General features: G+C 69.6%; 18 protein-coding genes and 1 other RNA gene. 8 read left to right on the top strand and 11 right to left on the bottom strand.

The window, feature by feature from the left end; translation table 11 throughout:
- Window positions 1-337 precede the first annotated feature (337 nt).
- Window positions 338-1,213 carry an SDR family NAD(P)-dependent oxidoreductase gene (locus AX721_RS23925; RefSeq protein ID WP_068878470.1) on the top strand — a complete coding sequence of 292 codons (876 nt, stop codon included), beginning with the start codon at window positions 338-340 and terminating at the stop codon, window positions 1,211-1,213.
- Here AX721_RS23925 and AX721_RS23920 read toward each other — a convergent pair.
- The 6 genes from AX721_RS23920 to AX721_RS23895 all read right to left on the bottom strand — a co-directional run bounded on the left by AX721_RS23920 (window position 1,210) and on the right by AX721_RS23895 (window position 6,903).
- Window positions 1,210-1,797, bottom strand: coding sequence for a GNAT family N-acetyltransferase (locus AX721_RS23920; protein ID WP_068878469.1), 588 nt, complete (start codon window positions 1,795-1,797; stop codon window positions 1,210-1,212). The two genes, AX721_RS23925 and AX721_RS23920, sit on opposite strands and share 4 nt — an antisense overlap.
- Window positions 1,798-2,042: 245 nt before the next feature.
- Complete coding sequence (locus AX721_RS23915; protein ID WP_068878468.1) at window positions 2,043-2,795, bottom strand: sulfite exporter TauE/SafE family protein; 753 nt, start codon at window positions 2,793-2,795, stop codon at window positions 2,043-2,045.
- Between the two features lie 450 nt (window positions 2,796-3,245).
- On the bottom strand, window positions 3,246-4,568 hold the full coding sequence (locus tag AX721_RS23910) for an acyl-CoA dehydrogenase family protein (protein WP_068878467.1): 1,323 nt from the start codon (window positions 4,566-4,568) through the stop codon (window positions 3,246-3,248).
- A 150-nt stretch (window positions 4,569-4,718) separates the two neighbouring features.
- Complete coding sequence (locus AX721_RS23905; RefSeq protein WP_068878466.1) at window positions 4,719-5,120, bottom strand: hypothetical protein; 402 nt, start codon at window positions 5,118-5,120, stop codon at window positions 4,719-4,721.
- Window positions 5,121-5,198: 78 nt separating this feature from the next.
- A complete protein-coding gene (locus AX721_RS23900; protein ID WP_068878465.1) occupies window positions 5,199-5,609 on the bottom strand; it encodes a hypothetical protein in 411 nt (136 codons plus the stop codon).
- A 76-nt stretch (window positions 5,610-5,685) separates the two neighbouring features.
- Window positions 5,686-6,903 carry a cyclopropane-fatty-acyl-phospholipid synthase family protein gene (locus AX721_RS23895; RefSeq protein WP_068878464.1) on the bottom strand — a complete coding sequence of 406 codons (1,218 nt, stop codon included), beginning with the start codon at window positions 6,901-6,903 and terminating at the stop codon, window positions 5,686-5,688.
- A gap of 224 nt (window positions 6,904-7,127) precedes the next feature.
- Between AX721_RS23895 and groES the strand changes: the two genes are divergently transcribed.
- Both groES and groL read left to right on the top strand, forming a co-directional pair.
- Complete coding sequence (gene groES / locus AX721_RS23890) at window positions 7,128-7,439, top strand: co-chaperone GroES (RefSeq protein WP_068878463.1); 312 nt, start codon at window positions 7,128-7,130, stop codon at window positions 7,437-7,439.
- Window positions 7,440-7,481: 42 nt separating this feature from the next.
- The gene (gene groL, locus AX721_RS23885) at window positions 7,482-9,131 is read left to right on the top strand and encodes a chaperonin GroEL (protein ID WP_068878462.1); all 1,650 of its coding nucleotides are present in this window, start codon (window positions 7,482-7,484) and stop codon (window positions 9,129-9,131) included.
- A gap of 76 nt (window positions 9,132-9,207) precedes the next feature.
- Here groL and purT read toward each other — a convergent pair whose 3' ends face one another.
- Together purT and tkt are read right to left on the bottom strand one after the other, a co-directional pair.
- Entirely contained in the window at window positions 9,208-10,407 is a 1,200-nt protein-coding gene (purT, locus tag AX721_RS23880) for a formate-dependent phosphoribosylglycinamide formyltransferase (protein ID WP_068878461.1), read from the bottom strand.
- Between the two features lie 147 nt (window positions 10,408-10,554).
- Window positions 10,555-12,522, bottom strand: coding sequence for a transketolase (tkt, locus tag AX721_RS23875; protein WP_082765698.1), 1,968 nt, complete (start codon window positions 12,520-12,522; stop codon window positions 10,555-10,557).
- Between the two features lie 136 nt (window positions 12,523-12,658).
- Here tkt and AX721_RS23870 point away from each other — a divergent pair, with 136 nt between their 5' ends.
- Together AX721_RS23870 and AX721_RS23865 are read left to right on the top strand one after the other, a co-directional pair.
- Window positions 12,659-12,934: a DUF4164 family protein gene (locus tag AX721_RS23870; protein WP_068878460.1), complete on the top strand. Its 276-nt coding sequence runs from the start codon at window positions 12,659-12,661 to the stop codon at window positions 12,932-12,934.
- Between the two features lie 5 nt (window positions 12,935-12,939).
- Complete coding sequence (locus AX721_RS23865) at window positions 12,940-13,272, top strand: cell division protein ZapA (protein WP_068878459.1); 333 nt, start codon at window positions 12,940-12,942, stop codon at window positions 13,270-13,272.
- Between the two features lie 162 nt (window positions 13,273-13,434).
- Here AX721_RS23865 and AX721_RS23860 read toward each other — a convergent pair whose 3' ends face one another.
- Window positions 13,435-14,481: a fatty acid desaturase gene (locus AX721_RS23860; RefSeq protein ID WP_231754759.1), complete on the bottom strand. Its 1,047-nt coding sequence runs from the start codon at window positions 14,479-14,481 to the stop codon at window positions 13,435-13,437.
- A gap of 59 nt (window positions 14,482-14,540) precedes the next feature.
- The gene (locus AX721_RS23855) at window positions 14,541-15,677 is read right to left on the bottom strand and encodes a serine hydrolase (RefSeq protein WP_068878458.1); all 1,137 of its coding nucleotides are present in this window, start codon (window positions 15,675-15,677) and stop codon (window positions 14,541-14,543) included.
- 68 nt (window positions 15,678-15,745) lie between these two features.
- On the opposite strand from AX721_RS23855, the gene ssrS reads away from it, so the two are divergent.
- The 3 genes from ssrS to AX721_RS23840 all read left to right on the top strand — a co-directional run bounded on the left by ssrS (window position 15,746) and on the right by AX721_RS23840 (window position 17,340).
- Window positions 15,746-15,907: non-coding RNA, 6S RNA (gene ssrS / locus AX721_RS23850), on the top strand.
- A 24-nt stretch (window positions 15,908-15,931) separates the two neighbouring features.
- Window positions 15,932-16,507, top strand: coding sequence for a 5-formyltetrahydrofolate cyclo-ligase (locus AX721_RS23845; protein ID WP_082765667.1), 576 nt, complete (start codon window positions 15,932-15,934; stop codon window positions 16,505-16,507).
- Window positions 16,504-17,340, top strand: a complete 837-nt coding sequence (locus tag AX721_RS23840; protein ID WP_068878457.1) for a TIGR00282 family metallophosphoesterase — start codon at window positions 16,504-16,506, stop codon at window positions 17,338-17,340. Before AX721_RS23845 ends, AX721_RS23840 begins: the two co-directional genes overlap by 4 nt.
- A 9-nt stretch (window positions 17,341-17,349) precedes the next feature.
- Here the strand turns inward: AX721_RS23840 and AX721_RS23835 are convergent.
- Window positions 17,350-18,640: ATP-binding protein (locus tag AX721_RS23835; RefSeq protein ID WP_068878456.1), on the bottom strand; the 1,291-nt coding region annotated here is incomplete at its 5' end.

Here is an 18,640-nt window from a genome sequence, read left to right as displayed (position 1 = left end):
TCTTTTTCGTTAACCGCGCCGAGGGCGAAGTGGTTAATTTCAAAGAATTTTCGCCGCAGGTGAAACCGGGCGCGGACGGCCTGCGTATCTCCGCACATGACATGGGAAGCCTATTGCCGAGAAGAGGCGCGGGAGTGCGAAAAGCTCGCACGCGTCGCGCAAGGCGAAGCCCGCAAGGACTGGGCTGACGCCGCGCGCCAGTGGCGGATGCAGCTCCGCCGCCTCTCCCGGTCCGAACAGACGCGCGCCGCAAAGCACGGCCGGGCCTGACAGAGGCCTTGGCGCCCGCGCGCCGAGGTCGGATGATCCTTCCAAACAACGGTATGGGAGGAAGGCCATGGGACTGCTCGACGGCAAGGTCGCCATCATCACCGGCGCCGGCAACGGCCTGGGCGAAGCCTACGCGAAGCTCTTTGCCCGGGAGGGCGCAGCGGTCGTCGTGAACGACCTGGGCGGCCCGCGCGACGGGTCCGGCGCCGGGTCCGTCTCCGCCGCCCAGAAGGTCGTCGACGAGATCGTCGCCGCGGGCGGCCGCGCCGTGGCCAACGGCGACGACGTCTCGACGATCCAGGGCGGCGAGAACATCCTGCAGACGGCGCTGGGCGCCTTCGGCCAGGTCGACATCCTGGTCTGCAACGCCGGCATCCTCCGCGACCGGACCTTCGCCAACACCTCCGAGGAGGACTGGGACAAGGTCATCAAGGTCCACCTCAAGGGGACCTACTGCTGCGCCCTGCCGGTCTGGAAATGGATGAAGGACCACGGCGGCGGATCGATGGTGCTCACCTCCTCCACCTCCGGCCTCTACGGCAACTTCGGCCAGACCAACTACGGCGCGGCCAAGGCGGGCATCTACGGCATGGTGCGGGTGATGGCGATCGAGGGTCGCAAGTACAACATCCGGGTCATGGGCCTGGCGCCCGGGGCCTACACCCGCATGACCTCCGACCTGCCCGGCCGCCAGGGCCGCGAGCCCGATCCGCTGAGCCTGCCCGAGAACGTGGCGCCCGGCGTGCTCTACATGGTCTCCGACCTGGCCGCCGACCACTCCGGCAAGATCCTGGGCGTCTCGGCCCGCGGCGTCCGCGAGATCAAGATGCTGGAGACCGACGGCTTTGCGCCCGGCCGGCCGTACACCGCCCAGGAGGTGGCCGAGAACGCCGCCAAGGTCTTCTTCCCCGAACGCGAAGGCCGGGCGGTGACGCTGGCCTAACCGGCCAACGCCGCCAGCCTCGCATCCAGTCGGTCCCGCACTCCGGGCCACTCGTCGGCCAGGATCGAGAAGATCACCGTGTCCCGGATGCGGCCGGTCCAGGTCAGGCGGTCCGCGCGCAGGATGCCTTCCTGCACCGCGCCCAGCTTGGTGACCGCCGCCCGGCTGCGGGCGTTCAGGGCGTCGACGCGGTAGACCACCCGCCGTGCGCCGCTGTCGAAGGCGTGCGCCATCATCATCCGCTTGGCCGCCGGATTGACCGCCCCGCCGCGTGCATCCGGCCGGTAGTAGGTGCCACCCACCTCCAGCACGCTGTTGGGCGGGTCGATGGCGTAGAAGGTGGTCAGGCCGACGACCTCGCCGCCCGCCACCACCGCATAAGCCTGCGTGTTCCCGGCCGCCTGGTCGCCCATCAGCTTGGCCCAGGTCGGCTCGAAATGCTCGCCCGCCCAGGAGAAGGGATAGAGCTCGGTCCAAATCCGCTGGTCGGCATTGGTCGCCGCGCGGAGCCCCTCGCGGTGCGCTTCGGTCATCGGCTCCAGCCGCACGAAGCGGTTCTCCAGCAGCTTGGGTTCGAGCTTCATCCGGCGGCCTCGTTCTTGTTGGGCTCGGCCATAGGGCCGGATCGGTCTGGAAGGAACGGCCAATTCTCACTGGAAAGCCAGACCATTTCCGCGCCATGGCGACGTTTCAGGCTGGGCTGTCAAAAAAAATCAGCCCCTCCCCTTGCAAGGGCTGGAGGGCGACATACCTCAGTCAGGCCCATTCCTGGGCGTTTCCTCCCTAAAGACTTCCCAGCCGGGCCCTCGGGCCCGGTCTTTTTTTGCCCTCAGCCGGCCGCGAACAGCTGCGCGGCCTGGATCAGGTAGCCGAGGCCGACCGCCGTCACGATCCAGCGCGTCCAGCGCTTGAAGTTCACGTCGCTCATCCGGTTCAGGATCAGACCGCCCACCGCCGTGCCGGCCATGGAGAGCGGGATAGCCAGGGCGAAAACCCACAGCGGCGGCATGCCCGCGCCGGCCCCCGCGATCAGCGGCGCCCCATAGACCAGGATCTTGGCGAGGTGGGCGAACACCTGGGTCGCGGCCTTGGTGGCGACGATGGCGTGGCGCGTTAGCTCGGTGCGCACGAAGAAGATGTCGAGCAAGGGGCCAGCCACGCCCGCCGTGAGATTCAGGCCGGTCACCGACAGGCCGGACAGGAACGCCTGGGCCGGCCGCGAAGCGTCGAGGTTGATCCAGCGCTGCGGCAGCCAGGTCAGGCCCGGCACCAGCCCCAGCAGCAGGAACAGGAGCGGCTTCGACGGCGTGAAGCTGAGCAGGGCCACCGTGACCCCGGCGAACAGCGAGGCCAGGGCGTACCAGCCGACGATGTCCCAGCGGACATGCCTACGGTGCAGGATGCTCCGCCAGCCGTTGGCGACGAGCTGCAACAGGCCGTGGGTCACGAAGGCCGCCTGCACCGGCAGCACGAGGGCCAGCGCCCCCATCAGCACCAGGCCGCCCGCCATGCCGAACACGCCCGATAGCGTGGCCGTAACGAAGGCCATGCCGACCACGAAGGCGGCAGAAAGATAGGTCATGGAAGTCCTCCGGAGTTGCGACCCACCCCGGCAGGCGGGCACAGGCCGCCTCCGGTCGCAGGTCAGCTGCGCGTCGCGCGCGGGACGGAGCGGGCGCTGCAAGCCCGGGGGCGAGCGCTCCGATGGCCGCGGCCCCAAGGTCTTGCCTGGCGGCCGGGCGAAGAAGATCGAATGGCGTATCCATGGCGGATCGCCGTTCGCTTACACCCAAGCTTGGGGGATCGCAAAGCGGCGCCCTGGCGCCGCAGGCGTTGTCGTGAACCGCCAAGCCGCCAGGTTCGCCAAGGAACTTAGCCGTCGGGACCTCTTGGCGTCGTTGGCGACTTGGCGGCGAATCCTGGCGGCCGACGGGCCGAAAACGAAGACGGCGCCGCCCAGCCAAGGACGGCGCCGCTTGCGTCTGTGGGTCCGGGTATTCGCCTGACGGCGAAACCGGAATGACAGCCGAACCTAGTTCCGGAAGACCGCCGCCATCGAAGCGTCGGCCGGGGCCTCGCGGTACTGCTGCAGCTCGTTGCGGCCGACCACCATGTGGTGCACCTCGTCCGGGCCGTCGGCGATGCGCAGCGTCCGGGTGTTGGCGTACATGCGGGCCAGCGGGGTGTGCTGCGACACGCCCAGGGCGCCGTGCATCTGGATCGCCTGGTCGATGATCTTGCAGACCCGCTCGGGCACCATGGCCTTGACCATGTGGATCCAGATGCGGGCTTCGCGGTTGCCCAGCACGTCCATGGCCTTGGCGGCCTTGAGCACCATCAGGCGCATGGCCTCGATCTCGATCCGCGCGCGGCTGACGATCTCGATGTTGCCGCCCAGCTGGATGATCGGCTTGCCGAAGGCCACGCGGGTCATGCCGCGGGTGACCATCAGGTCCAGCGCCTTCTCGGCCGAGCCGATGGCGCGCATGCAGTGGTGGATGCGGCCGGGGCCCAGACGCAGCTGGCTGATCTCGAAGCCGCGGCCCTCGCCCAGCAGCATGTTCGACGCCGGCACGCGGGCGTTGTCGAAGATGATGTGCATATGGCCGTGCGGGGCGTCGGGGTCGCCGAACACCTGCTGGCCCTGGATGATCTTCACCCCGGGGGTGTCGAGCGGCACCAGGATCTGCGACTGCTGCAGGTGCGGCGGAGCATTCTCTTCGCCGGTCTTGACCATGGTGATCATGACCTTGCAGCGCGGGTCGCCGGCGCCCGAGATGTAGTGCTTCTCGCCGGTGATCACGTACTCGTCGCCGACGCGAACGGCGCGGGTGTCGATGTTCTTGGCGTCGGAGCTGGCGGTGTTCAGCTCGGTCATGCAGTAGGCCGAGCGGATCTTCCCTTCCAGCAGCGGCTCCAGCCACTGCTTCTTCTGCTCGGGCGTGCCGACGCGCTCCAACACCTCCATGTTGCCGGTGTCGGGCGCCGCGCAGTTCATGGTCTCGGACGCCAGCCGGTTCTTGCCCAGCTCGACGGCGATGTAGGCGTAGTCCAGGTTCGACAGGCCCTCGCCGGTCTCGGCGTTGGGCAGGAAGAAGTTCCACAGGCCTGCGGCCTTGGCCTTGTCCTTAGCCGCCTCCAGCACTTCCAGCTGGCCCGGCGCGTACTGCCAGATGTCCGGCCGGCCTTCGCCCAGGCGGTGGAACTCCTCGCTCATCGGCTCGACGACGTCGCGGATGAAGTCCTTCACCTTGTTGAAGAGCGGCATCGCCTTTTCGGACATGCGCAGGTCATTGAGGTCGTCCTGCGGGTTCAGGCCGAAGCTGGATTGGGGCCGATCGGCGGCGATGTTCATGTGGGCGCTCCCTTGGGCGATTGTCTCACATCACCTTTGGCCCACTTTCGGCAAAAATCAAACAACTGTTTCAATCATTCGAGTTGCAGTGGACGCAACGTGAGGCTCCCCTCGCCGCCACGCGAGGGGAGCCGGAGCGGCGCCGGGGCGTCAGGCCGCGGCCACCTGGCGCGCCCGGCGCAGCGCCAGGAACTGCAGCTCGGCCACCACCAGGGCGGCCAGGGCCTGGCCGACGATCACCGCCAGGCCCAGGGTCGTCGGCTGCGCCCAGCCCAGCGCCGGCAGGGCCAGGCTTTCCGCGGCCCAGAGGATGTTGAAACCCACCAGGGTCCAGACGACAACGCGCGGCAGGGCCGGGCGGCTCGCGAGCCAGGCCAGCAGGGCGGCATAGGGCAGCAGGAACAGCCCCACGGGCTGCATCAGGGCCGGCGACAGTCCCAACGGTCCGGCCAGCCAGCCGGCGTCGAAAGCGAACGCGGCCCCCATCACGCCGCACGCGGCGGCGTCGAGGGCGATGACGATACGCAGGAAGGTCGAGCGGACGGCGGTCATGGGAAGCTCCTTGAGCGGGTTGACGCCCAGAAGCTCCCGCGTCCTGCGCGGCCGGTCGATTACCTCGGAGGTAGGGCCCTACTTCACCGGCACGTGGTCGATGTGCGGGCAGACCGCGGCCATCAGGGCCTCGTTGTCCGCACCCTCGGCCTTCTTCGGGGTCACCTTGCGCCAGTCCTCGTTGATCGCGAGCGGGGCGGACGGCTTGTATGAACCCAGCTGGATCAGGTTCTTCTTCGCGCAGTCGATGGCCACCACGCTGCCGACGCCGTCCGGCTTGCCCGGCGCGGACGGGCCCAGGTTGGCCGAGGGCTTGGAAATGGCCTGCATGATCACCAGGCGACCCGTGGCCTTGTCCTTGTAGGAATAGTCGCCGTCATAGGACCAGGCCGTGCCGTTGGCGCCGTCGACGTACTTGGTCCAGGTCTCGGCGCAGGCGCCCCCGGCGACCAGCGTCAGGGCGGTGGCGAGCGCGATGGCGCGGCGCATGGGCAGTCTCTCCAAACAGATGTTCGGCATCGACCCTAGCCGCGGTTTCCGAACCCCTCCAGCGATTTCACCGGCCTCACGCCACCCGCTTCGCGGACCGGGCCAGCGCGGCCTCGGCCTCGCCGATGTAGTCGCGGGTGATCGGCACGGCGTCCACCCGTTTGGCCAGCTGGACCTGCCAGACGAACTGGCGCCGGGCGCGGAAGCTCTGTTCGGCGATGCCCAGGTAGAACTCCCACATCCGGCAGAACCGCTCGTCGTACAGCTCGGCGATCTCAGGCCGCACGGCCGCGAAGCGGGCGCGCCAGTGCTTCAGCGTCTCGGCGTAGTGCAGGCGCAAGATCTCCAGGTCGGTGACCATCAGCCCAGCCCGCTCGATCGCCGGCATGATCTCGCTCAGCGCCGGGCTGTAGCCGCCGGGGAAGATGTACTTGGCGATCCAGGCGTTGGTGACGTTCGGCCCTTCGGGACGGCCGATGGCGTGGATCAGCGCGACCCCGTCGTCCTTCAGGAGGCGCGCGACACCGTCGAAATAGGCCTGGTAGTTCGGTCGCCCCACGTGCTCGAACATCCCCACGGAGACGACCCGGTCGTACGGGCCCGCCACGTCGCGGTAGTCGGTCAGGGAGAACCGCGCCCGGCCGGACAGGCCCCTGGCCTCGGCGCGCGCCTTGGCCACCGCCAGTTGCTCGACCGACAGGGTGACGCCGTCCACCTCGGCCCCCGTCTCCTCGGCCAGGGTCATGGCCATGCCGCCCCAGCCGCAGCCGATGTCCAGCACCGTCATCCCCGGCTCGATCAGTAACTTGGCGGCGATATGCCGCTTCTTGGCCAGCTGAGCCTCCTCCAGCGTCATGTCGGGCCGGGCGAAGTAGGCGCAGCTGTACTGCATGTCGGCGTCCAGAAAGCGCCGGTAGAGCGCGTCCGAGAGGTCGTAGTGGTGGGCCACGTTCCGCCGCGCCGTCAGCCGTGCATTCGCCTCGCGCGTCCGCTCGCGCAGCCATAGGCGCAGCCGGTTGCGCTTCTTGCGCGGCTTGTACTTGGCGTTGGAGCCCACGAGGTCGATGAAGTCGGCGATCTCGCCCCGCTCCAGCACGAGGCCGCCGTCCATGTAGGCCTCGCCCACGCCCAGGCCCGGCTTGGCCGCGATCCGCGCGGCCCAGGCCGCCGAAGTGATCCGCGCCACCAGTTCGGGCCCGGTCCCATCCCCCAGCCGCAGCTCCCGGCCGCCCGGCAGCTTCAGCGTCAGGTTCCCGGACCGGACGATGCGCTCCAGCATCGCTTGCAGACCCATCGGAGACCTCCCAACTGAACGAGACCGGAAAGACTAGGTGCGATGGCCGGAAAGCCAAGGCCGCGCCTCGGATTTTGCACGTTCGGCTTGACTCCCGGCGGCGCTGTTCCTAACTCCCGCATCGACGTTGGCACTCAGGGGCCGGGACTGCTAACAGCCGCGTCGCCCCCGCCATCGTCGCCGCAATTTGCACCGTTTCGAACGGAATCAGAGAGAGAACCATCATGGCGTTTCGTCCCCTGGGAGATCGCGTCCTCGTCAAGCGCGTCGAGGAAGAGGAGAAGACCAAGGGCGGGATCATCATCCCCGACACCGCGAAGGAAAAGCCGCAGGAAGGCGAAGTGATCGCCGTCGGCCCCGGCGCCCGTGACGAAAGCGGCAAGATCCAGCCGCTGGACGTGAAGGTCGGCGACCGCATCCTGTTCGGCAAGTGGTCCGGCACCGAGGTGAAGCTCGACGGCAAGGACCTGCTGATCATGAAGGAAAGCGACATCCTGGGCGTGCTCGAGGCCGACAGCGTCGCCAAGGCCGCCTAAGCCCCGCTTCCGCCAGACCAAATTCAGAAGAGAGAGACAGCCATGGCTGCCAAAGACGTCTATTTCGCCTCCGACGCGCGCGACCGCATGCTGCGCGGCGTCAACACCCTCGCCAACGCGGTGAAGGTCACCCTCGGCCCCAAGGGCCGCAACGTGGTCATCGAGAAGTCCTTCGGCGCCCCGCGCTCGACCAAGGACGGCGTCTCGGTCGCCAAGGAAATCGAACTGGCCGACAAGTTCGAGAACCTGGGCGCCCAACTGATCCGCGAAGTCGCCTCCAAGACCAACGACAAGGCCGGTGACGGCACCACGACCGCCACGGTCCTGGCCCAGGCCATCGTCGTCGAAGGCCTGAAGTCGGTCGCGGCCGGCATGAACCCGATGGACCTGAAGCGCGGCGTCGACAAGGCGGTCGCCAAGGTCGTGGAAGAGATCAAGAACTCCTCCAAGAAGGTCACCACCAACGCCGAGATCGCCCAGGTCGGCACCATTTCGGCCAACGGCGACACCGAAGTGGGCGAGATGATCGCCCGCGCGATGGAAAAGGTCGGCAACGAAGGCGTCATCACGGTCGAAGAGGCCAAGACCGCCGAGACCGAGCTCGACGTCGTCGAAGGCATGCAGTTCGACCGCGGCTACCTGTCGCCCTACTTCATCACCAACGCCGAGAAGATGGAGGCCGATCTCGAAGAGCCGCTCATCCTGCTCTTCGAAAAGAAGCTCTCCTCGCTGCAGCCCCTGCTGCCGGTGCTGGAAGCGGTGGTCCAGTCGGGCCGCCCGCTGCTGATCATCGCGGAAGACGTCGAAGGCGAGGCCCTGGCCACCCTGGTGGTCAACAAGCTGCGCGGCGGCCTGCGCGTCGCGGCGGTGAAGGCTCCGGGCTTCGGCGACCGCCGCAAGGCCATGCTGGAAGACATCGCCATCCTGACCGGCGGCCAGCTGATCTCGGAAGACCTGGGCATCAAGCTCGAGAGCGTCACGCTCGACATGCTGGGCAAGGCCAAGAAGGTCACCATCACCAAGGACGACACCACGATCGTGGACGGCTCGGGTGACAAGGGCGACATCGAAGGCCGCATCTCCCAGATCAAGAAGCAGGTCGAGGACACCACCTCGGACTACGACAAGGAAAAGCTGCAAGAACGTCTGGCCAAGCTGGCCGGCGGCGTCGCGGTGATCCGCGTCGGCGGCGCGACCGAAGTCGAAGTGAAGGAAAAGAAGGACCGCGTCGACGACGCCCTGAACGCCACCCGCGCTGCGGTGGAAGAAGGCATCGTCCCCGGCGGCGGCGTCGCCCTCCTGAAGGCCAGCCGCGTGCTGGACGGCTTCAAGGGTGACAACGACGACCAGGAAGCGGGCGTCGCCATCGTCCGCCGCGCCCTGCAGGCCCCGATCCGTCAGATCGCCGAGAACGCCGGCGTGGAAGGCTCGATCGTGGTCGGCAAGGTGCTGGAGAACAGCGCGGCCACCTTCGGCTTCAACGCCCAGACCGAACAGTACGTCGACCTGGTGCAAGCCGGCGTGATCGACCCCGCGAAGGTCGTCCGCACGGCCCTGCAGGACGCCGCCTCGGTGGCCGGCCTGCTGATCACCACGGAAGCGGCCATCGTCGAAGCCCCCAAGAAGGGCGGCGGCGGCGGCGGCGGCATGCCGGGCGGCGGCATGGGCGGCATGGGCGACATGGACTTCTAAGTCCGGCGCACAACGCTTCGAAGACCAGGGCGGGACCGAAAGGTCCCGCCCTTTTTCGTTGCCGAGAGGCCCTGCATCAACCCGCGACGGGGCGGACCTTGGCCGCGGCGTCACGGGCCCGGGTGCGGGCGTCGTCGACGTCGGCGGCGCGGGCCAGGGCGACGCCCATACGGCGACGCTCGAAGCTCTCCGGCTTGCCGAAGAGGCGCAGGTCGGCGCCGGGGACGGCCAGAGCCTCGGCGACGCCGTCGAAGGCGATGCCCCTGGCCTCCATGCCGCCGTAGATCACCGCGCTGGCGCCCGGTTCGCGCTGGGTCGTGTCCACGGGCAGGCCCAGGATGGCGCGGGCGTGCAGGGCGAACTCGCTCTGGTGCTGGGTGGTCAGTGTGACGAGCCCGGTGTCATGGGGGCGCGGACTGACCTCGGAGAACCAGACGTCATCGCCCTTTGCGAACAGCTCGACGCCGAACAGGCCCAGGCCGCCGAGCGCGTCGGTGACCTTGGCGGAGATGTCGCGGGCCTTGGCGAGGGCGGCCGGGCTCATGGCCTGGGGCTGCCAGCTCTCCACATAGTCGCCCTTGACCTGGCGGTGGCCGATGGGGGCGCAGAAGCCGGTCTCGATCTTTCCGTCCCGCATCGACCGCACGGTCAGCTGGGTGATCTCGAAGTCGAAGTCCACGCGGCCCTCGACGATGACCCGCGGCTGCTCGACCCGGCCGCCCTCCAGGGCATAGCGCCAGGCGGCGGCGACCTGGTCCGAGGTCTCGACAAAGGACTGGCCCTTGCCGGAGCTACTCATCACCGGCTTCACGAAGCAGGGAAAGCCGGTGACCGCTTCGGCCGCCGCGGCCAGCTCGGCCTCCGTGGAGGCGAAGGCGTAGGCGCTGGTGGGCAGTCCCAGCTCCTCGGCGGCCAGGCGGCGGATGCCCTCGCGGTTCATGGTGAGCTGGGCGGCGCGGGCGGTCGGGATGACCGTGGCCAGGCCATCGGCTTCAATGCGGGCCAGCTCGTCGGTGGCGATCGCCTCGATTTCGGGGACGATGAGGTGCGGGCGCTCCTGCTCGACCAGGGCGCGGAGGGCGGCCGCATCGGTCATGGCGATGACGTGGGCGCGGTGGGCCACCTGCTGGGCGGGGGCGCCCTCATAGCGATCGACGGCGATCACCTCGCAGCCCAGCCGCTGCAGCTCGATGGCCACCTCCTTGCCGAGCTCGCCCGAGCCCAGGAGCATCACCCGCACGGCGGTTGGGGACAGGGGCGTGCCGAGGCGGGTCATTGGAGAGGCCTTTCGATGAGGCGCGCGGGCGCGCCAGCGCCGCTTTTAACCGCCAAGACGCCAAGGTCGCCAAGAGGTCGCGAATGACTTGGCGTTCTTGGCGTCTTGGCGGTCGCCTGGCCGTAAGGAATCTCGCCTGCGGCCGGGTTAGAGCTTCGCCTTGGCGGCCTCGGCGACGGCCTCGGCGGTGATGGCGAAGTGTTCGTAGAGAGCCTTGTCCGTGCCGCTGGCGCCGAAGCCGGTCATGCCGACGAAGGCGCCGTCCGAGCCGATGAAGCGGTCCCAGCCCTGGCGCACGCCGGCCTCGACGGCCACCCGCACCGGGGTCTCGCCGATCAGGGCTTCCTGGTAATCCGCGGGTTGGGCCTCGAACAGTTCGAAACAGGGAACCGAGACGACCCGGGCGCCGACGCCGTCGGCTTCCAGGAGGTCGCGCGCGGCCAGGGCCACAGGAACCTCCGTGCCGGTGGCGAAGATCGTCACCTGGGCCGGGTGGCCGGCGCCCATGAGCTGATAGGCGCCGCGGGCCGACTGGTTCTCGCCCGCGTCGCCGCGGACGCCGGCGGTCTTCTGGCGGCTCAGCGCCATGACCGACGGGGTGGCCTTGGCCTCCAGCGCCAGCTTCCAGCACTCGGCGGTCTCCACCGCGTCGGCGGGGCGGAAGACGTTGAGGTTCGGCATGGCGCGCAGGGAGGCCAGGTGCTCGACCGGTTGGTGGGTCGGGCCGTCCTCGCCGAGGCCGATGGAATCGTGGGTGCCCACGTGAATCACCCGGATGCCCATCAGGGCCGCCAGGCGGATCGCCGGCCGCGCGTAGTCGGTGAAGACCAGGAAGGTGCCGCCGTAGGGGATCACCCCGCCATGCAGGGCCAGGCCGTTCATGGCCGCACCCATGCCGAACTCGCGCACGCCGTAGTTCACGTAACGGCCGGCGTAGTCCGGTGCGTCGAAGACCGGAGTGTTCTTGACGAAGGTGTTGTTGGACCCGGTGAGGTCGGCCGAGCCGCCCACCAGTTCGGGGATCTGGCCGAAGATCTGTTCCAGCACCGCGCCCGAATGCTGGCGGGTGGCGGCGGCGGGCTTGTCGGCGGCGGCCTTGGCGATGAAGGCGTCCAGGGCCGCGAAGGCGTGGGCGGGCAGCTCGCCGGCCATGGCGCGCTGGAAGTCGTCCTTCAGCGGCGAGGCGGCGAGGCGCGCTTCCCAGGCCTTCCGGTCCTTGGCGCCGCGCTTGCCGGCCTTGCGCCAGGGCTTCAGCGCCTCGTCAGGCACGGTGAAGGCCTCGTGCGGCCAGCCCAGGTTCTCGCGGGTCTTGGCGACCTCGTCCTTGCCCAGCGCCTTGCCGTGGACGTCGTGGGTGCCCTGGAAGGTGGGCGAGCCCTTGCCGATGACGGTCTTGCAGGCGATCAGCGAGGGCTTGTCCTGCTTAAGGGCCCAGGCCAGCGCCTTCTTGATGTCCTTCTCGTCGTGGCCGTCGATACGCTTGGTCGCCCAGCCGGCGGCCTTGAAACGGGCGATCTGGTCGGTGGCGTCCGATATGCCCACGTGGCCGTCGATGGTGATGTCGTTGTCGTCCCAGAGCACCGTCAGCTTCGACAGCTTCAGGCGGCCGGCCAGGCTGATGGCCTCGTGGCTGATCCCCTCCATCAGGCAGCCGTCGCCAGCCACCACCCAGGTGCGGTGATCGACGAGGTCGGCGCCGAAGCGGGCGGCGAGCTTCCGCTCGGCCATGGCCATGCCGACGGCCGTGGCCAGGCCCTGGCCCAGCGGCCCGGTGGTGGTCTCCACGCCGGGGGTGTGGCCATATTCGGGGTGGCCCGGTGTGTTGGAGCCCAGCGTGCGGAAGTCGCGCAGGCTCTGCATCGGCACGCCCTTCACGCCTGTCAGGTGCAGCAGGCTGTAGAGCAGCATCGAGCCGTGGCCGGCCGAAAGCACGAACCGGTCGCGGTCGGCCCAGTCGGTGGCCGAGGCGTCGTACTTCATGAACTTGGACCAGAGGACGGTCGCGACGTCGGCCATCCCCATGGGCATGCCGGGGTGCCCGGAGTTGGCCTGTTCGACCGCGTCCATCGAGAGGACGCGGATGGCGTCGGCCATGAGCTTGGTGGGCGCGGACATCGTCGGATCGGTCTCTTCGTGGCGAGGAATTGCGCGGCGGCCTCGCACGCGAGGGCGGCAGGGTCAAGAAATGGCCCTGGATTTCGCGAGACTCACCCAGGCGGGTATAGATGTCCCGACGGCTTCGGAGGATCGCATGAACGGCGGCGAAAGCGCCCTGGACCTGGCGGCCAAGCGGCTGGAGAACGCGCTCCACGTGCTGGAGCAGCGGCTCGGCCAGCGGCTGAAGGCGGCGAGCGCCGATGCGGGCGGCCTGTTCGACCAGGACCGCTCGAACCTCGCCGCCGAACTCGACGCGGCCCGCGCCCGCGAGCGCGAGCTGGAGGAGGCCGGCGCCCAGGCCTCGGCCGCCCTCGGCCGCGCCATCCAGGAAATCAAGGCCGCGCTGAACGGCCAGGCGACGGAGGCTTAAAGCCCATGGCCCAGGTGAACGTCGAGGTGAACGGCCGCCCCTATGCGGTCGGCTGCGAGGATGGGCAGGAGCCGCACCTGCAGGATCTGGCCAAGCTGTTCGACCAGCAGGTCCGCCAGATCAGCCAGGACATGGGCCAGCTCGGCGACACGCGCCTTTTCCTGATGGGCGGGCTGCTCCTGGCCGACGAACTGCTCGACGCGCGCAACCGGCTGGCGGCGCTGCAGGTCGAGGTGAGCCGGCTGCAGGCCGACCGCGCCCGGGTCGAGACCAAGGCGGTCAGCGCCCTGGAGGCGGCGGCCGCGAAGATCGAGAAGCTGGCGGCCGAGGGGGCGTAGAGCCCCCCTCCCCCTTTGTCATCCCGGTTTGGGCGCAGCCCAAGACCGGGACCCCGAACGTCGATGGCCTCGGGGAGAATGGGGCATCGAAGGTGCGCCCAGTGGCGAACGCCAGCGCTGCGGGGTCCCGGTCTTCGCCTACGGCGAAACCGGGATGACAAGCTATTTGGAAGTCAGGGATGCGCGCATCCGCGCGATCAGCCGGCCCAGCGCCGGGAACAGCTCGCGCTGTTCCACGCGCCGATAGACGTGGTCGACCGGGAAGGCCTCGACCAGCCGCCGGTGGGCGGTTCCCAGGTTGTGGTAGGGCAGCCGCGGCATCAGGTGGTGCAGGGCGTGGTAGCGCAGGCCCACGGGCGCCCACAGGAACGGAAGCAGCGCCGGCGGCGGGACGTTCACGCTGTCGAGGAACTGGTCCAGCGGAGCCATGGGCTCGCCGTCGTTTTCCCAGTAGTGGGCCACGGCCGTGCGCAGCTGGTTCAGGAAGGTCATCAGGGCGAAGATCGCCGCCGCGATGGCCAGGGCCCGCCAGGGGATGACGCCGGCGATGGCGAGGCCGATCACCGTCCAGCTCCAGAGCCAGGAGGCGATCTCCTGCGCCAGCCAGGGCGCGCTGCGGGCCCGGTCGAAGTCCTCGCGCGAGAAGCCGGGGTTGATGACCATGCCGGACGTCTTGGCCACCACGAACCGGCGGAACGGGGGCACGAGGAAGCTGAGCGGGGCCAGCACTGCAAAGCGCAGCACCGTGCCGACGGGGGCCAGGAGGGCGATCCCCAGGAACACGGCCAACTCGTGCGGCGGGCGGCGGGCCAGGGGGTGGTACTCGGGGTCGCGGGCGGTCCCGTAGCGGTCCTTGGCGTGGTGCAGGACGTGCACGCCCTCGTACAGCAGCGACGGCGTCAGGAAGGGCACGCCGATCAGGACGTTCCACGCGATATGGAAGCCCGGCACGTCGTCGCGCCGCAGGTGGGTCAGCTCGTGGATGAAGCTGATCCCGCGGTAGAGGCTGAGGATGCAGACGATCCCCGCGGCGACCGCCCAGCCCGTCGAGGCGCTGGTGACCGCGATCAGCAGGCTGAGCCAGGTGACGGCCGCCGTGACGGCGAGGTCCAGCCAATAGACGCGGGGGTTCGCGCGCGTCAGGTCGCGGGCGATGTCGTTGGCCTGGCGCGCCAGGCTGGGTCCGGAGATGTCGGCGTGCGCGTTCAAGGGCCCCGATGTAAGGCCGCGCGGGCTTCCGCCCAAGTGCGAATGCGCAGGCTGTGCGGCTAGGACGCGTAGACGGCGCGTTCGAAGGCGTCGAACACCTCCAGGACCCGCGGGTCGGCGAAGGGCAGCGACTGGGCGAACAGGGCGCCCGCCACGCCGCCGGCGGGGTCGGCCCAGTAGTAGCAGTTGGGCAGGCCCGCCCAGCTCAGGCTTCCGGCCGCCCGGCCCCCGGGCAAGGCGTCGTGGTTCTGCAGGAAGCCGAAGGTGAACCCTTTGCGCACGCCGGGCATGGGCCGGTAGTCGGACGACAGGTGCGGCATGACACTCTGGATCTCGCCGACGCCGACCTCGTCGGTCTGACTGGTGGACAGGCCCGCCAAGGTGGCCGCCGACAGGACTCCGCCGCCGCCGTGGACCACGGCGCGCAGGAACTTCGCATAGTCCGTCGGCGTGGAACACAGGCCGCCGCCGCCACGGAGGTCGGCCGGCAGCGGCGGGATCGCATCGATCGGCGCGAGTTGGCCGTCCGGCAGCCGTGCGTGCAGTCCGGCCCGGCGGGCGTTGTACTCGGGCGTGGGATCGAACGTCGTGTCGTTCATCCCCAGCGGGCCGAAGACGATCTCCGACAGCGCCTCCCCGAGAGACCGGCCGGTCGCCGCCTCGATCAGCAGGCCGGCGACGTCGATGCCCACGCCATAGCACCAGCGCTCCCCCGGCTCGAAGAGGAGCGGCAGGCCCAGGCCGCCGGCCGACCCCAGGTTCTGGCCCCGGTGCTCCAGGAAGCGGAGGGTTTCGGCGCTGTTGAAGTCGTAGGCGAGCCCCGAGGTGTGGGTCAGCAGGTTGCGCAGGGTCACCGGCCTGCGGGCGGGGCGCTCGATGGGCGCCCCATCGGCATCGAAGCCCTCGAGCACCGACGGCTCGGCCAGCCCCGGCAGGCGCCGGCCGACGGGCTCGTCCAGGTCGAGCCTCCCACGCGCGACCAGCTCCAATGCCGCGGCGGTCGTGATCGCCTTGGTGCACGAGGCGACCCAGAAGACGGTCTCCGGGTCCATTGGCGCGGGATCGGAGGCGCCGCGCGCCCCGACGGCGAACGTGTGGATCTGTCCGTCCGGGCGGACCACGGCGGCCGAGAGGCCGGGGGCGACGCCCCGGGCCACGGCGTCGGTCAGCAGAGCCTGAACCGGCTGTCGCGTCATCGTTTCCCCTCGTCGCCGCGGCGCCGCTTGAGACCGGCCCTCCGAAAGCCTACCTTAGCTCCCGGCGGGTCCTGCTGCGGCTCTCGTCGAAGGCGACATATTCCAGCGACCTTAATTCACTCATAGGGAGCTGTCCCTGCCCGCGACCGTGGTTTCGGGCACACGGCGCCCACCTGGTCTATCCAGGTCGAGGGAATGAAACAGTCCTTCACGGCTCTCGCGGCGCCGCCACCCGTCTTGCGCTATGGAGGCGCGTGACCGTCATTCCGGACAAATCCGCCCTGCGGGCGCACCTGCGCAGCCTTCGCCGCCGCCTGGCGGACGAGACGCCCGACGCCGCCGAGCGGGCCGCGGCGCTGTGGCCGGCGCAGGGATGCGCAGGCGCAAGGCTCTTCGCGCTCTATCACCCGGCCGGCTCGGAATTGGACCCTACTCCGCTACGGGCCCGGCTGCCGGTGGACGGCGTGGCCCTGCCGGCGGCGCAGGTGCGGGAAGGGGCTCTGGTTTTTCGCCGCCACCGGCCGGGGGAGGCGCTTGTTCCCGACGCCCTGGGCATTCCGGCGCCCGGCCCCGCGGCCGAGGCCGTGCTGCCCGACGTGGTTTTCGCCCCTTTGCTGGCCTTCGACCGCCGGGGCGGGCGGCTGGGACAGGGCGGCGGCCACTACGACCGGACGCTGGAGGCCCTTCGGCGCGTCAAGCCGGTGTTCGTCGTCGGCCTGGCCTATGCGGGGCAAGAGCTGGCCGAGATCCCCATGGAGCCGCACGACCAGCGCCTGGACGCGATCCTGACGGAGACGGGCTATCTGGAATTCGCTAAGGACCGCGGATGAGATTTGCCTTTTTCGGAGACGTGGTCGGCCGGTCGGGCCGCGAGGGCCTGGCCGAGCACCTGCCGCGCCTGCGCCGGGCCCTGGGCCTGGAGTTCGTCATCATCAACGCCGAGAACGCGGCCGCCGGCTTCGGCATCACCGAGTCCACGGCCAACGAACTGTTCGAGGCGGGCGCCGATTGCCTGACCCTGGGCAACCACTCCTGGGACCAGAAGGAGGCGCTGACCTACATCGTCCGCGAGCCGCGGCTGATCCGGCCTCTGAACTATCCGCCCATGGCCGCCGCCCCGGGCCGGGGATCCCAGCTGTTCGACACGCCGGACGGCAAGCGGATCCTGGTGGTGAACCTTTTGGGCCGGGTGTTCATGGACGCGCTGGACGATCCGTTCGCCGCCGTGGACAAGGAGCTGGAGGCCTGTCCCCTCGGCGCCGTCGCCGACGCCATCGTGGTCGACATCCACGCCGAGGCCACCTCTGAGAAGATGGCCATGGGCCATTTCTGCGACGGCCGCTCGACCCTCGTGGTCGGCACCCACAGCCACGTGCCGACCGCCGACGCCCAGATCCTGCCCGGCGGCACCGCCTACCAGACCGACGCCGGGGCCTGCGCCGACTACGACAGCGTGATCGGCAACCAGAAGGACGAGCCGCTGCGCCGTTTCACCACCCGCATCTCGGGCGGCCGCTACAAGCCCGCCGAGGGCCCCGCCACGGTGTGCGGCGTCTTCGTGGAGACGGACCCGGCCACCGGCCTCGCCCGTCGCATCGAGCCCATCCGCATCGGCGGGCGGCTGAGCCAGACCGTGCCGAGCCTGGAGACGGTGGCGGGCTAGCGCCGCAGTTCAGGCCGCGGCTTCGGAGTTCGGCTTCGCCGCGGGGGCCGGCGGCCGGGCGTTCAGCACTTCGGCGATGGCGCCGATCAGGGCGGCGGGTTGCACGGGCTTGTGCTGGAGCGCGTCGAAGCCCAGGGCCTTGAGCCGCGCCTCCTCGCCCGGCATAGCGTCGGCGGTGAGGGCGACCACGGGCGTGTCGGGGCGCCCCGCCTGGCCGTCGCGCAGACGGCCGACCGCCTCGATCCCGTCCATGATCGGCATGTGGACGTCCATCAGCACCACGTCGAAGGCCTCGAGGCGCAGGCGCTCCAGGGCCTGAGCCCCGTCCGACGCGCACTCCACGTCGGCGCCGGCCGCCTCCAGCACCGCGCGGGCCACCGCCTGGTTGATCGGATTGTCGTCTGCCACGAGGATCCGCAGCGTCGGCAGCGTGTCCGGCTCGGCCGTCTCCGCGGCCTGCGGTTCGGCCTCCGGCAGTGGCAGCCAGACCCGGAAGGACGAGCCCTCGCCCGGGTGGCTCTCCACCCCGATTTCGCCGCCCATCATCGAGCAGAGCTTGCGGCAGATGGCCAGGCCCAGGCCGGTGCCGCCGAATTTGCGCGCCGTGGAGGCGTCGGCCTGGGCGTAGGGGCGGAACAGGGCCTGCAGCTGGTCGGGGCTCATGCCGATGCCGGTGTCGGAGACCACGAGCTCGACCCCGCCATCCCCGTCGGCCGCCGGCGCGGCCCGCATCCTTAGGGTCACGCCGCCGGTCTCGGTGAACTTCAGCGCGTTGGAGATCAGGTTCAGCACGATCTGGCGCACCCGCGTCTCGTCACCCAGCACCAGGGCCGGAAGGTCGGGAGCGGCGTCGCAGACCAGGTCCAGGCCCTTGGAGCGGGCGATCTCGGACCAAAGTTCGACCGCCTGGTCCCCCAGCACCTTGAGGTCGAAGGCGCCGACCTCAAGGTCCATCCGGCCGGCCTCGATCTTCGAGATGTCCAGCACGTCGTTGAGGATGGCCATCAGGCCGTCGCCCGAGCGCAGGATCGTATCCACATAGCCCTGCTGGCGTGGATCCAGCGGCGTCCTCTGCAACGCCCGCGCCATGCCCAGGACGCCGTTCATCGGCGTGCGCAGCTCATGGCTCATCATGGCGAGGAAAGCCGACTTGGCCTCGTTGGCCTCCTCGGCGGTGCGCTGGGCGTCGGCCAGGGCGGAGGCGGTGCGCATGTTCGCCCGTGCGCTGGCGGCCACGTAGCAGAGCAGCATGGCCAGACCGAGGGTCAGGGTGACCAGCGGCTGTCTCTTATACACATCT

The sequence above is a fragment of the Phenylobacterium sp. CCH9-H3 genome (genome assembly GCF_001557235.1).
In the GTDB taxonomy this organism is placed as follows: Bacteria; Pseudomonadota; Alphaproteobacteria; order Caulobacterales; family Caulobacteraceae; genus Phenylobacterium.
This window is presented reverse-complemented; position numbering and strand designations above follow the sequence as displayed.

Bases quoted from the DNA above. Each gene is read 5' to 3' on its own strand.
- AX721_RS23840 (WP_068878457.1), top strand. From the start codon at position 16,504: ATGAGATTTGCCTTTTTCGGAGACGTGGTCGGCCGGTCGGGCCGCGAG.
- AX721_RS23925 (WP_068878470.1), top strand. From the start codon at position 338: ATGGGACTGCTCGACGGCAAGGTCGCCATCATCACCGGCGCCGGCAAC.
- AX721_RS23905 (WP_068878466.1), bottom strand. From the start codon at position 5,120: ATGACCGCCGTCCGCTCGACCTTCCTGCGTATCGTCATCGCCCTCGAC.
- purT (WP_068878461.1), bottom strand. From the start codon at position 10,407: ATGACCCGCCTCGGCACGCCCCTGTCCCCAACCGCCGTGCGGGTGATG.
- groL (WP_068878462.1), top strand. From the start codon at position 7,482: ATGGCTGCCAAAGACGTCTATTTCGCCTCCGACGCGCGCGACCGCATG.
- AX721_RS23920 (WP_068878469.1), bottom strand. From the start codon at position 1,797: ATGAAGCTCGAACCCAAGCTGCTGGAGAACCGCTTCGTGCGGCTGGAG.
- AX721_RS23870 (WP_068878460.1), top strand. From the start codon at position 12,659: ATGAACGGCGGCGAAAGCGCCCTGGACCTGGCGGCCAAGCGGCTGGAG.
- AX721_RS23865 (WP_068878459.1), top strand. From the start codon at position 12,940: ATGGCCCAGGTGAACGTCGAGGTGAACGGCCGCCCCTATGCGGTCGGC.
- AX721_RS23900 (WP_068878465.1), bottom strand. From the start codon at position 5,609: ATGCGCCGCGCCATCGCGCTCGCCACCGCCCTGACGCTGGTCGCCGGG.
- tkt (WP_082765698.1), bottom strand. From the start codon at position 12,522: ATGTCCGCGCCCACCAAGCTCATGGCCGACGCCATCCGCGTCCTCTCG.
- AX721_RS23915 (WP_068878468.1), bottom strand. From the start codon at position 2,795: ATGACCTATCTTTCTGCCGCCTTCGTGGTCGGCATGGCCTTCGTTACG.
- AX721_RS23910 (WP_068878467.1), bottom strand. From the start codon at position 4,568: ATGAACATCGCCGCCGATCGGCCCCAATCCAGCTTCGGCCTGAACCCG.
- AX721_RS23855 (WP_068878458.1), bottom strand. From the start codon at position 15,677: ATGACGCGACAGCCGGTTCAGGCTCTGCTGACCGACGCCGTGGCCCGG.
- groES (WP_068878463.1), top strand. From the start codon at position 7,128: ATGGCGTTTCGTCCCCTGGGAGATCGCGTCCTCGTCAAGCGCGTCGAG.
- AX721_RS23895 (WP_068878464.1), bottom strand. From the start codon at position 6,903: ATGGGTCTGCAAGCGATGCTGGAGCGCATCGTCCGGTCCGGGAACCTG.